Raw genomic sequence first — 23,508 nt, 5'->3', positions numbered from 1 at the left:
CTCTTTGCTTAAAGCGTCATTTAATCCTACTTTTATATAAGTGATTATAAAACTATAAATAAAAGCAGCTATATAATCATCTAAATAGCCATCCAACAGGATTTATCATGAAATCATTCTTACTAATTATCTATCTAAGCTTTTCTTCACTACTAGTTCTAAGTTCAACCGCAAATGCGGAAGTGAAGATTCCAGAAAATACTGAAATTACTAAAGCTTTGTACCAGGTCATTCAAGAAAATGCCAAGCAAATGAAAGCTGAAAATATAGAAGGAACAATGGCTACTATCCATAGCCAATCAACATTGTACGCAAGTAGTAAAAATTTGATTGCTCGTCTATTCGATATTTACGAACTCGATTACGATATAAAAAGTATCAAATTTATCGCACACGACGAAGAACTTGCTTATGTTCGAGTAAAGCAAATTACCAAGAAAGTATCTGGACCTGCATTTAAAAACAATGAGCTAGATATGCTACAGATTTTCAAACAGGAAAATGGTGAATGGAAGATCTGGTCGCAAGCCAATATGAGCGTCGTATTCCTAGATAAGTAAATCCACTTTATTAGTCACCCCCCTACTTTAAGCCACTTTTTTAGCTCAAAGCAGGAAGTGACAGATGATATGATTTCTATCGTTCTATCCTTTACCTTTTTCCAGATAAAGTGGATGGTTAGCAATAAAGTGCTTTAACACTTCTCTCAGATGAGCTGCTTGTTCATCATGACCTTTTCTTTTAGCTTCTTCGATATCATCTTTAATAATTCTTCGTAGCTTAGGAATACCATCCTCTCCATGAATAATGTAATTAGCAAGTTCAGAGGCTACTGCATCCGGCACATGTTCGTGCATAGCAACTGCTGCAATTTCTTCTTCGGTACAATCACACATACCAATAATATCTTGTAGATTTAGCATAATAAACTCTCCCTTGTTATAAACATTTTGCTAACGGCATTTATTGATTTAGGTATTAAGCTCCTCATCTCAGTAAATTTACCTAACAATTCCTTTTCTCACTACAGAGTACTACTTTCTAACAATAGTCATGCAAGAATTGGAACTAAAAAACGAAAAATTGAAGTAACTATTGATAAAGGTCAAACAAACATTCGAACACAAAAGTAAGAAGTTAAACCTATAATCATTATGTTAGAAATAATTGCTTAACCATACTAGTTAGCCGTTAACTCTTAGCCCTAAGTGAGTGCAATAGTCTGGAACTGGTTTGAAAATGGCTTAAAAAATATGATGAAGAAAATACCGGAAACTATGAATACATCTGAACAAATCCTGTCTTTTTTAAGACAATGCGCTGACGCTATAAGCAAGCAGACTAGTGATCCTATTTTATTAGAAGGCGCTGAAACCTTTAGTCAAAGAATCAAATCCCCCGGGGTAAAGCAATTTAGCCCTCAGCTATTGCCTGTTATAGAGCAAATAAAACATATAAAACCGACACCTTTTACCTTTAATTTTCAACAGATAGCGACAGAACTGGTATGGAAACCTTCTCCCCGAACTGACGAAAAAGGAGAACAAATGGCACTAGGCATTTTCAATGAATTGTTTGAATTAGGTGATATCGTAGTTGGATTATTATTGCTTGATAAGCATCAGAGCTACCCTCTTCACCAACATCAACCTCAGGAACTTTATTTGGTTTTATCTGGCGAGGCCGACTGGCGTTATGGTGGTTCAGAAGTTTTCAAAAAATTAGTGCCGGGTGATGTTATCTATAATCACCCCAATGATATTCATGGCGTAACTGCTTTCAATGAAGTAGTTTTGGCGTTGTATGTATTATGGAAATAGTCCTTAATTTTTAAATATTTACAACAAAATACCTCAAATTTAATCAGCATTTTTTTATACATATATTAACAATATTCACAGTGTGTTAGTTTGTATTTAGAACGCATTTCTCTTAGTGTCTTTTTATATTAATAGTCCTAAATTAATGGAACTAAATTAATGAGAAGGCATATCTGCCATTGATATTCAAAACCAAACGATTAACTCAAATAAATAAGAAACGGAGCGTTAAATAATGAGTGATAAGCAGCCTAAAGCTGATCTTGCTAATCCCATTGAAATACAGTTTGAAAAACTCACCGAGCCTTTTAATCGTTTTGTAAGTAACCAGATATCCGGGGCGCTATTGCTGGTCCTTGCAACGTTTGCGGCGTTAATTGTGGTCAACAGTCCACTGAAAGATTATTACTACGCGCTTGAACATATTGAATTTGGCCTCGTATTTAATGACTACGAAATTCGTAAATCATTACATCATTGGGTCAATGATGGTTTGATGGTGCTGTTTTTCTTTTTGCTGGGTCTGGAGATCAAACGCGAATTTATAGCGGGTGAATTACAATCTTTTAGCCAGTCTAGTACGGTAATTATGGCAGCGTTTGGTGGAATGATTGTTCCTGCCTTAATCTTTGCTGCATTTAATTACGATAGCGAAAGCGCTGCAGGCTGGGGAATACCGATGGCGACGGATGCTGCATTTGCGTTGGGTGCTTTAGTTCTGCTCGGCTCACGAGTACCCAGTGGTTTGAAAGTCTTTCTGGTTGCACTAGCGATTGTCGATGATATTGGCGCGATCATTGTTATTGCGGTGTTCTATACCGAGCAACTTAATTTGCAATTGGTGTTTGTCGCTGCCGGTTTGTTTGCTTTGTTATTGATTATGAATCGTTTAGGTATTCGCAAACCACTGCCTTATTTGCTGGTCAGCATTCTGCTGTGGTACGCAACGTTATTATCTGGAGTGCATGCTACGGTTGCTGGTGTGCTTGCTGCCTTCGCAATTCCTGCTCGTCCTAGACTTCATCCGCGTAATTTAGCGAAAAAACTGAGAAGTGCCGCGAAACAGATGGATCAAATAGATAAAAATCCAGAAACTGAAATGCTGGCAGAGGCCAGCAATCATGAAGTTGTCGAATCAGTTGAAGAACGTGCCAAAGAAACGAAAACACCTTTAAGAAGCTGGGAAACCACCTTAGAAAGGCCTGTGAGTTTATTCGTGATACCCATTTTCGCGTTTCTTAACGCCGGTATTGTGATTTCACTTGATACCATTAATGCGATGATACCCGCCACCATCAGCTGGGGAATTATTGCTGGTTTAGTATTAGGTAAACCCATCGGTATCGTGTTGATGAGCTGGATAGCTATAAAGCTGAATTGGGGACAGCTACCAGAGAATGTAACACTGAAGCATATTACTGGAGTTGGATTACTTGCGGGAATGGGCTTCACGATGTCGATTTTTATCGCATCACTGAGTTTTCCTAACCATCCTGAAATGCTAACTCAGGCGAAGCTGAGTATTATGCTAGCGACCGCATTAGCTGGCATCTTAGGGGTAATTTGGTTGTGGGTGTTATCTGCCAAAGATAATTAACGACTATTATCTTTAATTTAGGTCACCCCCCCTACTTTTAGGCCTTTTTTCATTTAGTTAGTTGAAATGACTAAAAGAACTTAAACTTCACAATGTAGGATTGTGTTTTATTATCGCTAGCATTTATATTGCTAGCGATAATAGTTAATTTAACCCTGATCACCTGCGCGAACTGCGCGTATCAAATCTTGCGGTAAATCTACGATATCGCAAGGACCACGATATTCTTCAGGAATATCACCCGGACATTCTCCACAGGCTTCATTGCCAGGCACGGCAAAATCAATCTTGCGTGGGTAAGGCAAATCAAGGCCATTCATGATATCCACAAATTCGTCTTGGGATTTATTATTGCCTAAACGTGGATTCCTGTTCTTTTCCTGACCAATGGTTGTTATCTGGCGTCCTTCATAATCGTGCGCAGGATAAACAATAGTCTCGTCTGGCAAGGTGAAAAACTTCTGGGTAATACTTTCGTATAATTTGACGGGATCTCCTGACTGGAAATCTGTTCTGCCGCAGGCTTCAATCAACAGAGCATCACCGGTAAACAAAATTTTCTGCATGCCATTATCTAATAAATAGGCATGATGTTTTCCGGTATGACCCGGTGTGAATAGTGGTTCTAACTTAATATTACCCACCATAAATGGAGTGCCTTCTGAAACACCTAAATCGGCACACGCTAATTGCTCCATTGCCGGAACCACAATTTTACTCCCTGCAAACTGTTTTAATTTTTTCGCACCGGTGAGGTGGTCCGCATGCATGTGAGTTTCAAGCGTGTAGGTTAAACCCAATCCGAGTTCTTTAAGAGTCAACATATCACGTTCAACCGTATCTATAACAGGGTCTATTAATACTGACTGTCCCGTTTCTTCACAGGCAATGAGATATGTGTAAGTGCTGGAATCTTGTTCATATAGTTGTTTAAAAATCACGATATCACCTTTACTCGTTGTTATTGATTGATTGCTTTCTATTTATTTATTACTGTATATAAAAACTGATTGTTTGATTAAATCACTATAATAAAAATATAGTGCTCAAATTTTCTCTTTCAATACTGATTCGACTTTGTCTCCCCAGTGCTTAATATCTTCACTGTCATATTCTGAAAGTCCTTTCGTTTTTTGTTCTGAAACGATGGCTCTGGTTTGCTTGTTGATGGCTTTCGCTTGTTCGGATGTATTGCTGATTAATGCCAACTTATGCAGTGTTTGTAGTAAATGGATAGTTACTGCAATATCATTTTTGCCATGTTGGCGTATCTGGTTAAAAGACGCTTCGATGATGCCGTTTATGGTAAATGGCTTTAATTGCAATACTAGATGACCGCTATCATCTACATGCTGATCGCTGGGGAATTGTCTACCCATTAACAGCGCAATATTGTCAGCTAATCTATCAATACAACTGATAGCAGTAAAGGGATCATTGATTCCTGGCGACAATGCTCTTACCGCTACTTCGACTAATTGCCGGATAGCAAATTCAGGGTCTTGCTCCGGCGTTGGTTTTACACCCATGATAAGTTGAGAATTGATTTGATCTTTAACGGCATCTTCGTTATCAGACTCATCCCTATTTAAAAAGTAACCGATCAACGAGTCTTTGATAATAAACTCACCGGGCTTCACGATAATTTTTAATGCGATTTTATTATCACTGCCACATTTTATTAACGCATCGATATCTAATGCCTGTAGATATCCAGAGTTATAGGCAAAAACCTCTTTGCCTTGCTTCTCAAATTTCTGATCGATATTTGAAGGTACTTTTAATTTTATTGGTTGCTCATCTGTTTCCACCTTATCAGGGAAAAGTTTTAGTAATTGAGCAACCAATTCTTTATCTACATCGCTGATAACGGTATCTGCTTGTATGGCAACGGCTACGTGATGAATGAAAAAAACCAGTACTAGTAAGTTTATGAATATAAGTACCAATAAAAAAATCATCGATACAAATGGGGTAGTTTTCTCAAGGTCCATAGAACTGGTAAATTGTAAAAGCAAAATACAATATAAAAATGTACCAATGAAACAACCAAGCACCAATTGATTGAAGCGATCTAACATAAAGTTGCGCAATAAGCGTGGGCCAAATTGTTGTGAAGCTAGTGTAAGAGAAGCAATGGTAATGGAAAAAGAAACCCCGGCTACTCCTAGAAAAGAGGTTGCCGATACGCTCAACAAAGAGCGAATATTTTGTGAATTATTGAAGTAAAGATATAAGTCAGGATATTCAATGTGACGGGCTAACAAGGTCTTATCGAGATAAAAATTAAGGAATGCCAAACCAGCACCGATAAAAAGTGAAAACAACGGAATCATCCAGAAATTCGCGCTGATATTGCCAAGAAAATGAAGTATTCGTGTTTTCATAGACTAAATAACCTTATCGCATATTTATAGTAATTGATTTGATATCGCTTAATGCTTGTTGAAATAAACAATGAAAGTAATAAGCTTAATAATAAAAACAATAAAGACCTGCTAATAACAGGCCCTTATTGTTGTGCTTTATATATCTAATGTATAGATCTAATACTCGCATCTAATAATTATAAATAGCATCATCTCATTAGACGCTTATATTGATTTTACTTAAGACGGTATCTAACACCCATAGTCAGACTTTTATCCAATTCATCATTGCCGTTATTGGCAATTCTATCATCAGTGTCAGTCAACCTTGCTTCAACACTAAAGTCTAGTTTGTTAGTCAAGCTATATAGGAAAGTAGAACCCACCGTGTTGGTTGTAAGTTCTGGACCTGTATCTGATTCATTATGATCCAGCGTCCACTTGTTTTCCCAATCTATTTTGTCAGTTAATTCGTGCGTTAATGACATAGCGTTATTGAAGTTAAAGCTGTCATCGCCATCTTTAAGTGTTGCGGTAGCAATAGCTTCGTTAGAAAACTGCGTACGATTACTTAGAGGCTTGTGGTATTCAGCACCTATTTCTAATGCTGGCTTGCCATCTTCGCCATCATAATCTGATAATACCGCACCAACACCTGCGCGCACTAACCAGCCGCTCTTACGTGTTGAGATTCGCTCATTCACTAGAACATCATACGACTTTAATATTGCTCTAGCGTTCAAACCAGTGGCACCATTTGTCAAACCGCTAGCTTTAAGTTCGGTTTCAATATCCTGAACCCAGTATTGCTCATAATCCTCATAGCCGTATTTAGAACGATACTCAGCTTCACGTTCGATGATTTGAGCAATCTTTTGATAGGTCGCATTAGAAGGGTCTGACGTTATAAACCCATTTTCACGTAATTCCTGGACGATACGAATTGATCGCGCCATTGGAGTGACATTGACTACTCGACCATAACCAACACCAGCTGTTGCTTTAGTGAATGGATCTTCCTGTCCTTTTTTAACACCTACTTCACCTTTGCCATACCAGAATGCATTGCTCTTATCAGCATTAAAGTAATTATCGACAGTTGCTGAACCCAGTGCCTGATAGGTACTTTCTCTATCATCACCACTACTAGATCCTCTCGATACCGTTCCCGTTCCTAAAAAGTCCAATTTCGTATTACGGTTCTTAGAGCTAAATACTTTTTCATAATCGATAGATAAGTCCAGATCGTAGCTGGTCTGATCCTGATTACCACTGTCTAGATTCAAGTTACCTGAGAAATAAGCATCTTCGTATGCTGAGGTGGCTTTTTCATAATCTGTAATCAATGGTTCAGCCATAACCGCTGTTGAACTTGCAGAAACGATTGCCGTTGAAATAGCTATTTTTAGTAGTGATTGCCTTGTCATAACATTTTCCTTTTTTGATAAAAAATTAATAGATGGTGTTTAAATTTTCTTTGTTTAATTTTTCGTTAACTTTTTTGTTCAGATAAAGTAACGAGAAAGTTATAAAATAAACGAGAAGCTTTTTTCAAACTTCATCTTGGAATCTATCTTCTAAAAATTATCAATTGCTGGCTGTCAGCAGAATCACATTCGAATGTAGTCTTTGACTTACACAACTGGATACAACGATAAAAGGATGACGATGGAGTATAATTATCAAAAATGAACTGTAGGACATGTCCTACATGAAATGTTCAATTGTCCTATTGTTAAAAACTGTTAAACGGAATATCTTATTATTAGGGAATACACCCCCCTACTTTAAGGCTGTTTTTTTGACTACTTATATACAACTACTTAAATAGAAACTTTTAGAAATCTATTTAAAAACTGGTATAAATAAAAGTAAGCAGAATGAAGTACAGTTAATAGTTTTTGATATTAATCAGAGGTGTAGGTAAATAATGTGGTAAAAATTGCAATTGTTGATGATCATGAAATCGTAAGACGTGGCTTCAATGAAATGTTACAAGATGAAGTTGATTTTAATGTTGTGTACGAAGCTTCATCGGGTGAAGATATCATTAATTATCTTAAAGATAATCCCTGCGATGTTGTGTTGCTTGATATTTCACTACCAAATAAAAGTGGCGTGGATGTACTAAGACACCTTCGTCAACGTTATGAAAAACTAGCTGTACTTATACTAAGCGGGCACCCTGAAGAACAATACGCCCTACCCATGATCAAAAATGGCGCAAATGGTTATTTATGCAAGGACTGCGAACAGGAAGATTTAATCAAAGCAATAAGAACCGTTTCCCTGGGACGTCGTTATCTCTCTTCCAAAACAGCAGAATTACTTGCTGGAGAGGTCTTTAATGAAAACGACTCTGAACCACATAAAAACTTATCAGAACGTGAGCTACAGGTATTTATGCGTATCAGCGAAGGTGCCAGTGTCTCTGACATTGCTAACATTCTCGATCTGAGCGTTAAAACCGTCAGTACCTATCGTTCGCGTTTACTGGAAAAAATGGGTGTGAACAGTAACGCAGAATTAGCTATTTATGCCGTAAACCACGGCTTAATAGAAAATGAACTAGACCTATAAAAATAAAATTAACCCATGAATACATTGGCAATATTATGGCTTTAAACACAGAAAAATTATCCATTGTCCTTGTCGAGGACAACCCATTACTCAGAGATATTGTCCTGGAGAATCTGGACAGTATTGAACAAGTGAATGTAGTCGCAACAGCTGACCGGCAAATTCAGGCACTTAATGAGATTGAAGAGCATAAACCCAATCTGGTTATTGCCGATCTTGAATTAAATGAAGGCAATGGTCTGGGTGTATTGAATGAAATCAATAATCACCCGGAACTTTATGGCACACCAGAGAAACTGGTTTTAACCAATCATACATCCAAGCATTTAAAGAAAAAGTGTCTGGAACAAGATATTCAGGGCTTCTACGATAAGTCCTATCAGTTATTCGAAATGATGGACTGGATAGAAGAAGCGGCTAAAAAGTAATTTAACTAACTGTTAATTTACTCTTAACGATCGTCCCTTTTCCCGGTGCTGATTCAATTTCCATAGTTCCTTTAAACATTGCTGCTCGTGCCCGAATTCCAGCTAGCCCATGGGTTCCTTTCTTTATTTGAGCTTGATCAAAACCTTCGCCATTATCCTTAATGGTTAAATAGTAAAAATCATCTTCTACGCTAAGTTCGATGAATACCTCGGTAGCATTCGCATATTTCCAGATATTATTAATTGATTCCTGACAGATACGGTACAGTGCGAGTTCTCTGTCTTTATCTAGCTCAGGGAGAGAGTCTTCAATTTTGACATGGTAGGTGGCTGGCGGCTGATTAGGATCATTTTCTGTCATCGCAATGATTGCTTCATGTAAGCCCATCTCCCTAAGTAAAGGGGGAACCAGACTGGTTGTTATATGACGTTTTAGCGCAATACTTTTATCAATCGAATCAATCAATCGTGTAAATCGGGTTTCAAATTTTTCTTTTTGGTCTTCATTAATAGAGCGACTGATCCAGGTACTGTCCATACGAGCAGCAGTTAGAAGTGCGCCCAATTCATCATGCAATTCTCTGGCAAGGCGTTGTTTTTCATTTTCACTGGTTGTCGTCACATGTGACGCAAGATCAACCAGATCTGTAGTCCTCTGATTGACAGTTTTTTCTAATTCTTTATTTCGTAAAGCGATATCATCAGCGTGATTTTTTAACATTTTTTGTTGGCGTTCGGTTAACGCAAAAGACAAAAACAACAACCCAAATGCAATCAGAATGAGTAGTATCAATAACCACTTTATTAGATTTAAGGAATTTAAATTATCTTGAGTATTCTTGGCATTACTCTCTTTTATCGTTTGCCTAATTTCAGAAATTCTGTCGCGTAAACTATCCATCAGTTTTTTTGTAACATCAAATTCTGAAATTCTGGTTTTCTGATCAAGTGCTTTTTGGCTCACCAAATCAGATATCTGAACAATGGTTTTTTTCACTTCTGATTCTAAGGCGTCTATCTCTCGCTGACTCAAATAATCTGGCCAATGTTTTTCAACTGAATCAAAGGTGTTTTCCAGGTTTTTAATACCTTCGTTATAGGGCTCTAAGAATTCGGGGTCATCTGATAACAAATACCCTCTTGCACCCGTTTGAATATTCAACATATTAATCAAAAGTCGATCACTGTAATCAAGATGCAGTGCATTAATACGCGTCGAGTTTATTGAGGCTTTTGAGTCATATACGAATTTTAAAAAGAAAACGAATAGGATGATGATTATCGCACTGAAAATACTAAACAATATATGAAGGCGGTTGCGACTCATGTCTTGTAGAAAATTCTTTTTCATCTTATCCATTTATAAATTCGTTCTGGGAAATATTTGATTGCTGATATCACATTCATTTGTGGAATATCACTTATGTTTGCCAGACAAAGACTACAAAACCTTATGACTTGGCTGACATATTTCATTTTTAGAAACTCTCATAATATGTCTTAAGCGTATCAGGAAATACGACTTATTTTACAAGTTGTTCGATTGTCAGTCTTTACGATGTCATAGAACTTATCTGTTCATATAATAAAGGAGATAGTCATGATTAATCTAGCCGTAATATTTTTAATAGTAGCAATTATCGCAGGCCTTCTGGGACTTAGTGGAATAGCAGGTACTGCGACTAACATTGCATGGATTCTTTTTGTTGTTGGTTTAATTGTGTCATTGATAATGTTTGTTACAGGTCGAAGACCACATTAATCAACCCAATTAGAATAACCCCGAAAAAGGAAAAGCGACTTTATAGTCGCTTTTCCTTTTGTGTTTTTTAAAATTTTATATCGATTCATACTACTTAAAATCCAATCTCAATTACTCAGAATTATCTCTATCAGAAAAATAATGCTCAAGAGCAAAGCCAATAACTGCGATTATGGTAAAAATAATACCTAGGGTTTTGAAGATATATTTCATGCTACCACTCTCCAGAAAGAAGAACCCAAGCAAGCCAAATGCTATAGCAAGTACGGCATATGTAATTGAATAATATTTCATAATTTTTGTGATTGATTACCTTATTTTTTTCGGTTATTGCTCAAATATATCGACTCAGAGACATCTTCTGTTAAGAGACAGCAACAATTAAAAGTACTTCAACTTTCAATCTTATTTAGAGCATCAAAAACGACTAGTCTTGATTCCTAGCCTATCTCAACCTTAAAGCCTTAGTGCTTCATCGAAAATCAGAACATGCGGTAAAAAATGTAAGTGTCGTCTTACACAATGTGCAGCAGCGACAGATAGAATTTCTGTTGTAAGACAAGACTTACATAGAGTCCAACAAAATCCCTACAGTGTTAACAGAGTTAACTGAATTCCCTGATTCATTTACAGATGTAACATTCTCATAACGTTGATACATAGACACTATCAATGTGAATTTGAAAGAGGCTGGAAAAATTGCTCAAGTGGATTCAACCAGTTTTATTTGTCACTAATTATCTAATTAAAAGGAGTTTTGAAATGGATACCAAACATGCATACATTAATAAAATGAAAGCACAACTTGATGAACTTGAAGCAAACATTGAAAGATATCAGGTTAAAGCAGACCAGGCTTCAGCGGATGCTGAAATTGAATATAAAGAAAAGGTTGAAGAATTAAAAGAGCAACGAAATGAAGCGAAAGAATGGCTCAATAAAGTAGCTGATGCTTCAGATGATGCATGGGATTCACTAAAAGATGGCTTTACTGATGCTTATGATCGTATGAGAAAAGCATTTTCTTAGAGGTCTAGATAAAAGCAACTAAGACAAAACTAAAAGTAACCCGTTTTTATTCCAAGACAAAAGGAAAATATCATGTTGGTAAATTTCAGTTACATCAATGGACAAAAAATATCCATGTTTGAAAAAGATGCTCAAAGCATGCTCAAAGTTATGGAAATGAGTGGAAATATACCAGGAGCAATGAACCCTGAAGATATTCCTGCAGCCATTAACCTTATTAAACATGCAAGTAGCATCTCAACTGTTCAGCCAGTAACTGCCGAAGATGCTAAAGCTAAAGATGATTCTGTATCTTTTAAAAACAGAGCCTTCCCCTTAGTGGAGCTTCTCAACATGGCCGTAAAGAAGAATCAATCAGTCATGTGGGAATACGAATAGCTTACGTTTAAATCAAAAAAATTAATTAATTTTATATTTTTACAAATACAAAAATGTAATCAGCAACATTTTTAAGGAGTATAGAAATGAATATATTTGAAGCATTAAGAAAGGATCATGATGTTCAACGTGACATTGCAGAAGAACTCATTCAAACACATGGAGATACCGCGTCACGAGATGAGATGTTTTCAAAATTGAAGATAGAACTTAAAGCCCATGCTGCTGCTGAGGAAAGGCATTTTTATATTCCACTTATGGAGCATGACTTAACCCAGGAAAAATCACGTCACAGCGTCGCAGAACACCATGAAATAGATGAAATGATTGAGAAACTGGAAGAAACTGACTACAGCTCATCTGCCTGGTTAGTAGAAGCAAAAAAACTACAACATAAAATTCATCATCACTTAGATGAGGAAGAGCATGAAGTTTTTCAAATGGGTGGAAAAGTACTCACCGACAAAGAAAAAGCTGATCTAGCTTCTGACTACGATAAAGAAATGACAGTACAGAAACGCAAAGACTGGTAGATAAAACGTCTTTAACGAGAACTGTAATTAATTTTGAAATATAAAATCATTTTGAATAAATGATAAGGAGCAACAAATGGGAATCGAAGTAGGTGGAATATTTGGTTTAATCGTACTGATTTTGGATATTCTGGCAATAATAAAAGTGATGAATAGCGGAACAAGTACTGGAGGTAAATTACTATGGACATTAATAATCGTATTTTTACCAGTTCTAGGTCTTATCGTATGGTTCTTTGCAGGTCCAAAGTCCTAAATACTAACTTTATAGTTATACATGTAATTAGTCTTTTAATTAGATATCTAATTAATGCAGGCGAAAAAAGAGATCAATTAATTACTAATTGATCTTTTTTTATTGTAAATGGTGGGCCCGGGAGGACTCGAACCTCCGACCAATAGATTATGAGTCTACTGCTCTAACCAACTGAGCTACAGGCCCCCAGTGGATTCAGGATTTTACTGATAACTTCTATAAAAATCCATATAAAAAATCAGTTTAAAAGAATCCAATGAATAACAGGTTTGCACCTGCAAGATACAGGCTAAGATGCGCCTATATCTTTATCCATTTCAAGGAAGCTGCGTAGCATATCTGATCGGCTTGGATGACGCAATTTTCTTAATGCTTTTGCTTCAATTTGTCTGATTCGCTCACGCGTTACATCAAACTGTTTACCCACCTCTTCTAAGGTGTGATCCGTATTCATATCAATACCGAAACGCATACGAAGTACTTTAGCTTCACGAGGGGTTAAACTACTCAAGACATCGCGTGTACTTTCACCCAAACCAGTCGATGTTGCAGACTCGATTGGAGATTGCACATTGCCATCTTCAATAAAATCACCTAACGATGAATCTTCATCGTCACCAATAGGGGTTTCCATTGAAATAGGCTCTTTAGCAATTTTCATCACTTTACGAACCTTATCTTCAGGCATTTCCATTTCAACCGCTAATTCTTCAGGTGTACCTTCGCGGCCTTTTTCCTGTAGAAGTTTACGAGAAATACGATTAAGTTTGTTGATCGTTTCAATCATATGCACTGGAATACGAATAGTTCTAGCCTGATCCGCAATCGAACGCGTAATAGCCTGACGTATCCACCATGTAGCATAAGTTGAGAACTTGTAACCACGACGGTATTCAAACTTATCAACCGCTTTCATCAAACCGATATTACCTTCCTGAATCAAATCAAGGAACTGTAAGCCACGGTTGGTGTACTTTTTAGCAATAGAGATAACCAAACGCAAGTTAGCTTCGACCATTTCTTTCTTCGCACGACGTGCTTTCGCTTCACCTACGGATACAATGCGATTGATGTCTTTTATTTGCGTGATGCTAAGACGAGTTTCCTTCTCAATCTTCTGTAACTGTATTTGATTGAAGATAATATCGTCTTTAAATGGCTCTAAGCTCTCCTGAAATTTTGGTTTGCTTTCGATATATTTATTAAGCCAATCTGTATCTGTTTCGCTCTTTGGAAAACTAGTTATGAAGTCTTTTTTCGGCATTGCTGCTTTTTGTACACATAACTTCATTATCTGGCGTTCGTATCCACGAATTCGCTCAATAATGGCGTGTAATTGACTACCGATTTCATCGATGACTGGTTGAGTTAATTTAAACTCCAGCATCTTTTTTGCCTGTTCCTGACGAACTCTTTCATACTCTTCGTAATCATCATTCTCACAAGCCTGACAAGCCTGAACATAAAGCTCATTAAGTGCGGTAAATTTCTCCTGAGCGATCTCTGGATCTGGACCTGTATCTTCTGGTTCTACTTCTTCTTCATCTTCATCGTCTATATCACTATCTTCTGCTGCCTCTGCAGCTTCAGCCGCTTTTTTCTCAGCAGCTTCTTTTGATTCTGGTGTGACGATTGGTGCTGGTTCAGGTATTACATGACGCTCAGCATTTGGATCAACAAAGTCTGAAATAAGATCAGTAAGACGTTTCTCTTCAGTCTCTACTTTGTTGTAGAAATTCAATAAGTATTCTGTTGATGCCGGGAATTCAGATAATGCAGTAAGTACTTCGTATAGGCCTTCTTCAATACGAATCGCAATTTCGATCTCACCTTCACGTGTTAATAGCTCAACAGTGCCCATTTCGCGCATGTACATACGAACTGGGTCAGTGGTTCTACCAAAGTCATTATCAACACTTGTTAGTGCTGCAGCTGCTTCTTCAGCGGCATCATCATCAGCGTCTGTTGCTTCTTCAGTTAGTACAAGACTGTCTTCATCTGGCGCTTTTTCGTAAACCTTGATACCCATATCGCCGATTGTTGTAACAATCTCTTCGATTTGCTCTGGGTCTACGATTGAATCTGGAAGGTGATCATTGACTTCTGCATAAGTTAAGTAGCCCTGCTCCTTACCTTTAAGGATAAGCATTTTCAAACCAGACTGGCTTTGCGCTACTACTGACTGATCAGTTTTATTGCTAGCTTCTGCTGCCTGTTTTTCTTTATTTAGTTCTTCTTTACTCATATATTTTTATCGCGCCTTTAACGCTCTTCCTAATGTAACAATACGAAACATCAATGATGTCTATAATGCTGATATTGAAAACTATTACATATAAAAAATCAGTCGGACATTATATCACAGTTAAACGCTCTTCAATGTACCCATATTGAGAGAGTTTGGATATTCATGATTACTATTTGATACTCATCTACAGTCAAATATTGTGATAAAAAATGAAATTTAAAGTCAGAAGCTTAAAACTATCCACGATACATAGAACGAAATATTTGTAATTCCATATCAGTAAGACTGTCCATACCGTGTACTTGCGCCTTATGTATTAAGTTTTCTAACTTTATTTTCTCTGCCCTATCATATATTTTATTTAAACAATCCTTAAATTCATCACTCAGAATTGCTATGTCATCAGACTCTGGCTGCCATTTCATCAGCTGTATTAGCGGGGCTTCAAATTCTGTATCTTTCCATCTATCCAGCAGCACTATTGGTTTAATCTCTGGGCTCTCTTGGATTGCTTCAATGAGTGTAGTCAATAAATCAGAACCTGGCAGTTTTGATAACGCAATTTCTTCAATATTTTCAATAAGTTTTACTAATGATGGCTCAGAAAGCAATAAACTAATAGCATATCGTATGGGAGTCAGACTAACGCTACGATAATTTAGACGAGATCTATTAGAGTTTAGTTCATTCGTAGAATTATCTTTCAGAGAATTATTTGATGTAATTTCACGCTGAAATAGCACTTTCTTATCAACATTTGTCATGTCAGATAAACGCTGCACTAATTGATCCTTAATTAAAGTATCTGGCATTTTGGTCAAGAGTTTCGCCGCTTCTTTCAAGAAACGTGTTTTACCCTCATCAGAAGTAATATTAAACTGCGAATGCAAATTATCAACGAAGTAAGTGGTAAGAGAATCTGCTTGTTGATAATTTTCTTCAAACGCATCCTTACCAATTTTTCTGATCTGCGTATCAGGATCCTCACCGTCGGGCAAGAACAAAAATTTAATCTCTTTGCCATCCTGCATAACAGGCATCGCATTTTCTAATGCTCGCCATGCCGCTTCTTTACCAGCACGATCACCATCAAAACAGAAAATAATTTCAGGAACTGCTCTAAACAACTGTTTTATATGCTCTTCTGTAGTGGCAGTTCCTAATGTCGCAACTGCATAAGAGACACCAAATTGCGCTAAAGCGATGACATCCATATAGCCTTCAACAACGATAATTCTATCGAGCTTTTGCGTATTGATTCTGGCTTCGTATAATCCATATAACTCACGTCCTTTATGAAAAACCGAAGTCTCGGGAGAGTTAATGTATTTAGGTAAATCATCACCTAAAACGCGCCCACCAAACCCAATCACCTGACCTTTGCGATTCCGAATTGGAAACATGATCCGGTCGCGATATCTATCGTAAATTTTGCCATCGTCTTTCTTGATGACTAAACCAGAATCTACTAATTGTTGCTCTTGATACGAGCCTTTAAAATGATTCAGTAAATGGTCCCAACCACTCAAGGAGTAACCGATATTGAATCGTTTACTAATTTCACCACTAAGTTCTCTACCTTTTAGGTATTCAATAGCAGTGGGTGAACCTTTTAGTTGTAGTTGGTAATACTGATTAGCATCATCCAGAAGCGTATACAAATCCTTGCTACGCTGTCGTTGTGCCTCGGTCGGCGCACCTTTCCCGCCTTTTTCACGAGGAACAGCAACACCCATTGAATCTGCCAGTGACTCTATGGCTTCAACAAAATCTAAATGCTCATACTCCATCAAAAATGAAATTGCAGATCCATGTACACCACAACCGAAACAGTGATAAAACTGCTTGTTTGGGCTTACGGTAAACGATGGAGTTTTTTCATTATGAAAAGGACAACATGCAGTAAATTCACGGCCTTTCTTTTTGAGTGGTACTCTTGCATTGATTACATCAACAATATCTGCACGCGTCAGAAGATCGTCAATAAATTCACGAGGAATACGCCCAGATGCCATAGTCAGGATTCTTGATTACTCATCTAAAATAAGAATATTCAGATGTGTTAAATTTAAAAGTCACCCCCCTACTTATAGGGGGTTTTTGCAAAGATTCAGCAAGGTTTAAATCAAAGCTTTGTTAAGTTTCTTTAATTATAGCTCAATAATAACGTTGTAAATCAGAAACAATTATCGGGATAAACTGGTATAACCCATTAAGTATTCATCAATAGAAACCGCACACTGTCGCCCTTCCCGGATAGCCCATACCACTAAGGACTGTCCACGACGCATATCGCCTGCAGCAAACACTTTCTCCAGAGATGTAGAATAAGCCTGATAGCCTTCCGTATCGCCTTTAACATTGCCGCGAGCATCTAATTCCAACTCTAGCTCTTCAAGCATACCTTCGTGAACCGGATGAACAAACCCCATTGCCAAAGTCGCAATATCGGCTTTTAATTCAAATTCAGAGCCAGCAACTTCAGACATTAACCAAGATCCGTTCTCGTCTTTATCCCAAGCTACTTTGACACATTTAATTGCTTTAAGATTACCTTCATCATCACCAACAAACTCTTTAGTGGCAACTGAGAAAAGTCTTTCACAGCCCTCTTCTTGTGAAGAAGAAGTACGCATTTTATTTGGCCAATCTGGCCATACCAGACCTTTATCTTCTTTCTCAGGAGGACGCGGCATAATCTCTATTTGAGTAACTGATGCAGCATGATGACGTATTGAGGTTCCAATACAGTCAGATCCTGTATCACCACCACCGATAACTACAACATGCTTACCTTTTGAAGATATAACCTGATCTTCTCCATGCACACCTTGAACCCATTTGGTGTTTGCTTTTAAGTAATCCATTGCAAAGTGCACGCCTTTCAAATCACGTCCGGGAATTGGAAGATCACGTGGTTTTTCTGAACCACCAGTCAATGCAACGGCATCAAATTCGGCAAGTAATTGTTTTGCAGGAATATCAACACCTATATTAATATTGGTTTTGAATTCAACACCTTCAGCAGACATTTGCTTCATACGTCTGTCGATGATTTTTTTATCAAGCTTAAAATCCGGAATACCAAAACGCATCAAACCACCAATACGTGATTCTTTTTCAAATAAGACGATATCGTGACCCGCACGGGCCAGTTGTTGTGCAGCAGCCATACCCGCAGGCCCAGATCCCACGACAGCGATTTTCATGCCTGTTTTATTCTTGGCTATTTCAGGAACAACCCAACCATTTTCAAAACCTTTATCGATAATCGCTGCTTCGATTGTTTTAATCGTTACAGAATCATCATTGATATTTAGCGTACAGGATTCCTGACAAGGCGCTGGACAAATTTTGCCTGTTATTTCCGGGAAGTTATTTGTTGAATGCAAGGTTTCAAGCGCATCTTGCCATTCACCGTGATATACCTGGTCATTCCAATCAGGAATCAGGTTATTCACCGGGCAACCTCCTTCAGGACCATCATGACAAAAAGGAATACCGCAATCCATGCAACGAGCACCCTGAGTCTGCAATTCCTCATCATCTAGTGGAATAACAAATTCTTGAAAATTGATAATACGCTCTTCTACAGGTTCGTATGATCTATCATGACGAGCAAACTCTTTAAATCCTGTGATTTTTCCCATGGTTCTTAACTACCTATCTAATCGTTTCTACTACGGTTATTGGAAATGGTTTTTTAAACTATATTCAATAATCTATTATATGAATGACTTAAGCCGCTACTTTCTTAGCGCTTTGACCTTCAAGCGCCTTGCGGTAATCAACAGGCATCACTTTAATAAATTTTGGTAAGTTTTCTGCCCAGTTATCCAAAATAGATTGAGCCAATTCAGAGCCCGTATATTTTTGATGATTTTCAACCAGTTGCTTCAGACGTGTTTCATCTGCTTGTAACAAGTCAGCAGTATTAACATTAGCACCATCTGGGCGTAAGTTTTCTAGCTCCACCATTTCGGTGTTACATCGTCTGGAAAATTCATTATTCTCATCAAAAATATAAGCTATACCGCCAGACATACCTGCTGCAAAGTTACGCCCTGTTTTACCTAAACAAACCACAACACCACCGGTCATGTATTCACAACCATGATCACCAATACCTTCTACTACAGCAGTTGCCCCTGAGTTACGTACGCAGAAACGTTCGCCACCAGAACCATTGAAATAAGCTTCACCAGAAATAGCACCATAAAGAACAGTGTTGCCCACAATAATATTATCTTGATGCTTATCTATTTTACAATCAGCCGGAGGCTGGATAATGATCTTGCCACCAGACAAACCTTTACCGACATAGTCATTTCCTTCACCAGATAACTTAATCGTTACACCTTTAGTTACCCAGGCTCCAAATGACTGACCTGCCGTACCAGACACATTGATGCTAATAGTGTCTTCAGGCAAACCTTCATGACCATACTTTTCTGCTACACGACCTGACAACATCGTACCGAAAGTACGATTATGGTTATGAATATCAATATTGATGACTACTTTTTCACCGCCATCCAAAGCAGGTTTTGCTTGAACAATTAGCTCATTATCCAAAGCTTTTTCAATACCATGGTCTTGTCCCATAGTGTGATGCTCTTCTGCATGTGTGGCAGCTACTGGTTTAGTTAATATTTTGCTGTAATCAAGACCTTTAGCTTTCCAGTGATCAATTGCAGATTTCATACGTAACTTGTCAGACTGACCAACCATTTCTGAGATTGTTCTGAAGCCAAGTTTTGCCATAAGTTGGCGCATCTCTTCAGCAACAAAGAAGAAGTAGTTAATTACATGCTCTGGCTTACCCGTAAATTTCTTACGCAATTCTGGGTCTTGAGTTGCAACGCCCACTGGACAGGTATTTAAATGACACTTACGCATCATAATACAACCTTCAGCAATCAAAGGAGCCGTAGCAAAACCGAACTCGTCAGCACCTAAAAGTGCAGCGATAACAACATCTCTTCCTGTACGCAAACCACCATCAGCCTGCACACAAACGCGACTACGTAGTTTATTAAGAACGAGTGTCTGATGGGTTTCAGCCAAACCAATTTCCCAAGGAGAACCTGCATGACGCAATGAAGTCAGCGGTGATGCACCGGTACCCCCGTCATATCCAGAAATTGTAACGTGATCCGCATGAGATTTAGTTACACCTGCAGCAACTGTACCTACACCTACTTCAGATACTAACTTCACCGAAATACGTGCTTTAGGATTCACATTCTTCAAATCATGAATTAATTGAGCCAAATCTTCGATTGAGTAAATATCGTGATGCGGCGGTGGAGAGATCAAACCTACACCTGGTGTAGAATGACGTACACGACCTATTTGTTCATTGACTTTATGACCCGGTAACTGACCACCTTCTCCAGGCTTGGCGCCCTGAGCCATTTTGATTTGCAAATCATCTGCATTAACCAGGTATTCAGTCGTTACACCAAAACGTCCTGATGCAATTTGCTTAATTGCAGAACGCTCTGGATTCATTGAGCCATCTTCTAAGGGATTGAAACGCGATGCTTCTTCACCACCTTCACCCGTATTTGATTTACCACCAATCTGATTCATTGCAACCGCTAAAGTTGAATGCGCTTCATAGGAAATACTTCCAAATGACATCGCACCTGTAGCAAAGCGTTTTACGATATCTTTTGCTGACTCTACCTCATCTAGTGGAATCGGGTTTTCTGAATAGTTAAAATCCATTAAACCACGAAGTGTTAACAAACCTTCTGACTGCTCATCAATTGTTTTTGAGAATTCAGCAAAGCTACTGGCATCATTTCCGCGAACAGCATGTTGTAACTTTGAAATAGTAACTGGTGTCCAGATATGCTTTTCACCACGAACGCGATAGGCATAATCACCACCCACATCTAGATGCTTCTCATATAGCTTCTTGTCACCATAACCTCGTGAATGACAACGGCGCGCTTCTCTAGATATTTCTTTCAAACCAACACCTTCTACAGTCGTAGAAGTGCCAGTGAAAAATTCCTCAATAAAGTCTGTCGACAATCCAACCGCATCAAAAATTTGCGCACCACAATAGGATTGATAAGTACAAATACCCATTTTAGACATGACTTTTTTCAAGCCTTTACCGACGGCTTTTATATAATTCTTTTCCGCTGTCACTTTATCCAGTTTTGAATCAAACTTACTATAGTTATCGTCAACAGTCTGCAGCGCAAGCCATGGATTAATCGCTTCCGCTCCATAACCTGCAAGTGTTGCAAAGTGATGTATCTCTAGTGCCGCACCAGTTTCAATAACTAGTCCTGTTTTTGTACGTAAACCGTTTTTAATTAAATGATGATGTACTGCAGAGGTAGCCAGTAAAGAAGGAATAGCCATTCTTTCAGCAGACATACTTCTGTCTGAAAGAATCAAAATATTGTAATGTCCGCCATCAACTGCTTCTTTCGCCTGGTCACACAAAGACCTTAGAGCTTCCTTCATGCCACCGCCTCTTAGTGCGGCGTCATAAGTCATATCAAGAGTTTTGGTTCTGAAGTCATCACCCGCATGATCAGTAATTTTTCGAACGGTTGATAACTGCTCATTAGTCATAATCGGTTGATTGATTTCGAGGCGCATACTGGTGCCACGATTATTGTGTCCTAATAAATTAGGACGTGGACCAATCAAACTTACTAAAGACATAACTATTTCTTCACGAATCGGATCTATAGGTGGATTCGTTACTTGAGCAAAATTCTGTTTAAAATAGTTTGATAAATGTCGTGCACGATGAGAAAGAACGGCAACAGGGCTATCTACACCCATTGAACCCGTCGCTTCCATACCATCTTTGACCATAGGTTCTAATAAGAACTTGATATATTCCTGTGTATAACCAAAAGCCTGTTGCTGTTTTAGTAATTCAGCCGAATCCAGGTCTTCAGGAATATCACTATCACCAAAAATCTCACACACCTTTATCTGATTTTCATCCAGCCATTCACTGTAAGGATGAGATGTAGCAAGATCTGTTTTTAGTTCATCATCAGAAATAATCCTACCTTGCTCCATGTCTATCAAGAACATTTTGCCAGGCTCTAAACGCCACTTTTTAATTATCTTGTTTTCGGGAATATCTAAAACACCCATTTCAGATGCCATAACAACAAGATCGTCATCTGTAATTAAATAACGAGCAGGTCGTAAACCATTTCGATCCAGCATTGCACCAATTTGGCGTCCATCACTGAAAGCTACAGCAGCAGGACCATCCCATGGCTCCATCAATGCTGCGTTATATTCATAATAAGCAACCCGGTCTTTGTCCATATGCTCATTGTCTTTCCATGCCTCTGGAATAAGCATAGTCATGGCTTCAGTTAAGGAATAACCACCGGCAACCATAAGCTCTAATGCATTGTCGAGACAGGCTGTATCAGATTGACCTTCTGGAATAACGGGCCATATTTTCTCTAAATCATCACCTAATAGTGTTGATTTCATTGAAGACTGACGTGCAGCCATCCAATTGACATTACCTCGATTAGTGTTGATTTCGCCATTATGCGCAATCATTCTAAATGGATGAGCCAAATTCCACGTTGGGAAGGTATTCGTTGAAAAACGTTGATGAACCAGTGCTAAAGCAGATTTAACATTTGGCTCGACTAGATCCTTATAGTACTCACCCACCTGTTCCGCTAAAAGCATGCCTTTATAAACAATAGTTCTAGAAGACATAGAACAGATATAGAAGAATCGACTACCGTCAACCTCATCAGAATCAACTCTTGCAGTTAGAATTTTGTGAATAACGAACAGCTTTCGCTCGAATTCGTCCTGATCTTTAATTTCATCACCCCAGGCTATAAACACCTGAAACACGGCTGGTTCGGTTGGTTTTACCGATTCACCAAGGCCTCTAGAATCAACCGGAACTTGACGCCAACCAATGAAACGTTGGCCAATTTCTTTTATCACACTTTGAACAAGCCCTTTAAGCTCAGCACGTTGACGCCCATCTTTAGGCATAAACAGCATACCAACGCCATATTTTCCTGACTCTGGTAAATTAAAATCTGTCGCATCACCCTGAAAAAACTCATCAGGAATCTGCATCAACAAGCCAGCACCATCACCCGCTTTTGAATCTGCACCTACAGCTCCACGATGCGTTACTCTTTCGAGTATTGTAAGACCTTGCTCAACGATGTTATGACTTTTCTCGCCTTTAATATGAGCAACAAAACCCACGCCACAAGCATCATGCTCATTCGCAGGATCATACAAACCTTGTTTGGCTGGAAGAATATTCATGCTCTCTTTTATTATCGTATTAGTTGAAGCATTATTCTTAAGGTTTAACTTCGATTTATTAGCTTTTGAAGCTGATGTTGCTTTAGTGCGCATAAAATTCCTCGACAAATCCATCTAGAAAAGTCTATTAATTATGTTATTTTCAATTAAAGACTCACCCAAATAAGCCCTTGAAATTAGGGGTTTGGGGTAAAAAGGGCA

Annotated in this window: 19 protein-coding genes and 1 tRNA gene; 10 read left to right on the top strand and 10 right to left on the bottom strand. The window is 38.2% G+C overall.

Going from position 1 to position 23,508, the window contains the following annotated elements; all coding sequences use genetic code 11:
* Positions 1-107 precede the first annotated feature (107 nt).
* The gene (locus Q1A31_RS12620; protein WP_299877026.1) at positions 108-560 is read left to right on the top strand and encodes a hypothetical protein; all 453 of its coding nucleotides are present in this window, start codon (positions 108-110) and stop codon (positions 558-560) included.
* Positions 561-644: 84 nt separating this feature from the next.
* Here the strand turns inward: Q1A31_RS12620 and Q1A31_RS12615 are convergent, their stop codons facing one another.
* Positions 645-923, bottom strand: a complete 279-nt coding sequence (locus Q1A31_RS12615) for a hypothetical protein (RefSeq protein WP_299877022.1) — start codon at positions 921-923, stop codon at positions 645-647.
* 330 nt (positions 924-1,253) lie between these two features.
* Between Q1A31_RS12615 and Q1A31_RS12610 the strand changes: the two genes are divergently transcribed.
* Both Q1A31_RS12610 and nhaA read left to right on the top strand, forming a co-directional pair.
* Positions 1,254-1,820, top strand: coding sequence for a dimethylsulfonioproprionate lyase family protein (locus Q1A31_RS12610; protein ID WP_299877019.1), 567 nt, complete (start codon positions 1,254-1,256; stop codon positions 1,818-1,820).
* Positions 1,821-2,055: 235 nt separating this feature from the next.
* Positions 2,056-3,417, top strand: coding sequence for a Na+/H+ antiporter NhaA (nhaA, locus tag Q1A31_RS12605; RefSeq protein ID WP_299877016.1), 1,362 nt, complete (start codon positions 2,056-2,058; stop codon positions 3,415-3,417).
* A 149-nt stretch (positions 3,418-3,566) separates the two neighbouring features.
* On the opposite strand, the gene Q1A31_RS12600 is transcribed toward nhaA, so the two are convergent.
* The 3 genes from Q1A31_RS12600 to Q1A31_RS12590 form a co-directional block, all read right to left on the bottom strand.
* Positions 3,567-4,358 (bottom strand): MBL fold metallo-hydrolase, encoded by a 792-nt coding sequence (locus Q1A31_RS12600; protein WP_299877013.1) that lies wholly within the window; start codon positions 4,356-4,358, stop codon positions 3,567-3,569.
* A gap of 105 nt (positions 4,359-4,463) precedes the next feature.
* Positions 4,464-5,804 carry a DUF2254 domain-containing protein gene (locus Q1A31_RS12595; protein WP_299877010.1) on the bottom strand — a complete coding sequence of 447 codons (1,341 nt, stop codon included), beginning with the start codon at positions 5,802-5,804 and terminating at the stop codon, positions 4,464-4,466.
* Positions 5,805-6,022: 218 nt separating this feature from the next.
* The gene (locus Q1A31_RS12590) at positions 6,023-7,213 is read right to left on the bottom strand and encodes a hypothetical protein (RefSeq protein ID WP_299877007.1); all 1,191 of its coding nucleotides are present in this window, start codon (positions 7,211-7,213) and stop codon (positions 6,023-6,025) included.
* Positions 7,214-7,718: 505 nt separating this feature from the next.
* Between Q1A31_RS12590 and Q1A31_RS12585 the strand changes: the two genes are divergently transcribed.
* Together Q1A31_RS12585 and Q1A31_RS12580 are read left to right on the top strand one after the other, a co-directional pair.
* Positions 7,719-8,366, top strand: coding sequence for a response regulator transcription factor (locus Q1A31_RS12585; RefSeq protein WP_299877004.1), 648 nt, complete (start codon positions 7,719-7,721; stop codon positions 8,364-8,366).
* 35 nt (positions 8,367-8,401) lie between these two features.
* Entirely contained in the window at positions 8,402-8,794 is a 393-nt protein-coding gene (locus Q1A31_RS12580; RefSeq protein ID WP_299877001.1) for a response regulator, read from the top strand.
* Position 8,795: 1 nt separating this feature from the next.
* Here the strand turns inward: Q1A31_RS12580 and Q1A31_RS12575 are convergent, their stop codons facing one another.
* The gene (locus tag Q1A31_RS12575; protein WP_299876999.1) at positions 8,796-10,154 is read right to left on the bottom strand and encodes a CHASE3 domain-containing protein; all 1,359 of its coding nucleotides are present in this window, start codon (positions 10,152-10,154) and stop codon (positions 8,796-8,798) included.
* 240 nt (positions 10,155-10,394) lie between these two features.
* Here Q1A31_RS12575 and Q1A31_RS12570 point away from each other — a divergent pair, with 240 nt between their 5' ends.
* From Q1A31_RS12570 to Q1A31_RS12550, 5 genes are all read left to right on the top strand, one after another.
* Positions 10,395-10,556 (top strand): DUF1328 domain-containing protein, encoded by a 162-nt coding sequence (locus tag Q1A31_RS12570; RefSeq protein ID WP_299876996.1) that lies wholly within the window; start codon positions 10,395-10,397, stop codon positions 10,554-10,556.
* A gap of 762 nt (positions 10,557-11,318) precedes the next feature.
* On the top strand, positions 11,319-11,585 hold the full coding sequence (locus Q1A31_RS12565) for a coiled coil domain-containing protein (protein WP_299876993.1): 267 nt from the start codon (positions 11,319-11,321) through the stop codon (positions 11,583-11,585).
* Between the two features lie 72 nt (positions 11,586-11,657).
* The gene (locus Q1A31_RS12560; RefSeq protein WP_299876990.1) at positions 11,658-11,963 is read left to right on the top strand and encodes a DUF1840 domain-containing protein; all 306 of its coding nucleotides are present in this window, start codon (positions 11,658-11,660) and stop codon (positions 11,961-11,963) included.
* A gap of 86 nt (positions 11,964-12,049) precedes the next feature.
* The gene (locus tag Q1A31_RS12555; protein WP_299876987.1) at positions 12,050-12,496 is read left to right on the top strand and encodes a hemerythrin domain-containing protein; all 447 of its coding nucleotides are present in this window, start codon (positions 12,050-12,052) and stop codon (positions 12,494-12,496) included.
* Between the two features lie 76 nt (positions 12,497-12,572).
* Entirely contained in the window at positions 12,573-12,752 is a 180-nt protein-coding gene (locus Q1A31_RS12550) for a PLD nuclease N-terminal domain-containing protein (protein WP_299876984.1), read from the top strand.
* Positions 12,753-12,861: 109 nt separating this feature from the next.
* Here Q1A31_RS12550 and Q1A31_RS12545 read toward each other — a convergent pair.
* The 5 genes from Q1A31_RS12545 to gltB all read right to left on the bottom strand — a co-directional run bounded on the left by Q1A31_RS12545 (position 12,862) and on the right by gltB (position 23,400).
* Positions 12,862-12,938 (bottom strand) — tRNA-Ile (locus tag Q1A31_RS12545).
* 103 nt (positions 12,939-13,041) lie between these two features.
* On the bottom strand, positions 13,042-14,997 hold the full coding sequence (gene rpoD / locus Q1A31_RS12540; RefSeq protein ID WP_299876981.1) for an RNA polymerase sigma factor RpoD: 1,956 nt from the start codon (positions 14,995-14,997) through the stop codon (positions 13,042-13,044).
* Positions 14,998-15,236: 239 nt separating this feature from the next.
* Positions 15,237-17,015, bottom strand: a complete 1,779-nt coding sequence (dnaG, locus tag Q1A31_RS12535) for a DNA primase (protein ID WP_299876978.1) — start codon at positions 17,013-17,015, stop codon at positions 15,237-15,239.
* A gap of 171 nt (positions 17,016-17,186) precedes the next feature.
* Positions 17,187-18,650, bottom strand: a complete 1,464-nt coding sequence (locus Q1A31_RS12530) for a glutamate synthase subunit beta (protein WP_299876975.1) — start codon at positions 18,648-18,650, stop codon at positions 17,187-17,189.
* 88 nt (positions 18,651-18,738) lie between these two features.
* On the bottom strand, positions 18,739-23,400 hold the full coding sequence (gene gltB, locus Q1A31_RS12525) for a glutamate synthase large subunit (protein WP_299876972.1): 4,662 nt from the start codon (positions 23,398-23,400) through the stop codon (positions 18,739-18,741).
* Positions 23,401-23,508: the final 108 nt, after the last annotated feature.

Origin of the sequence: uncultured Cocleimonas sp. (genome assembly GCF_947495625.1) — a bacterium.
Taxonomy (GTDB): domain Bacteria; phylum Pseudomonadota; class Gammaproteobacteria; order Thiotrichales; family Thiotrichaceae; genus Cocleimonas.
Note: the sequence above shows the minus strand (reverse complement) of the source record. Positions and strands in the feature narration are given on the sequence as shown.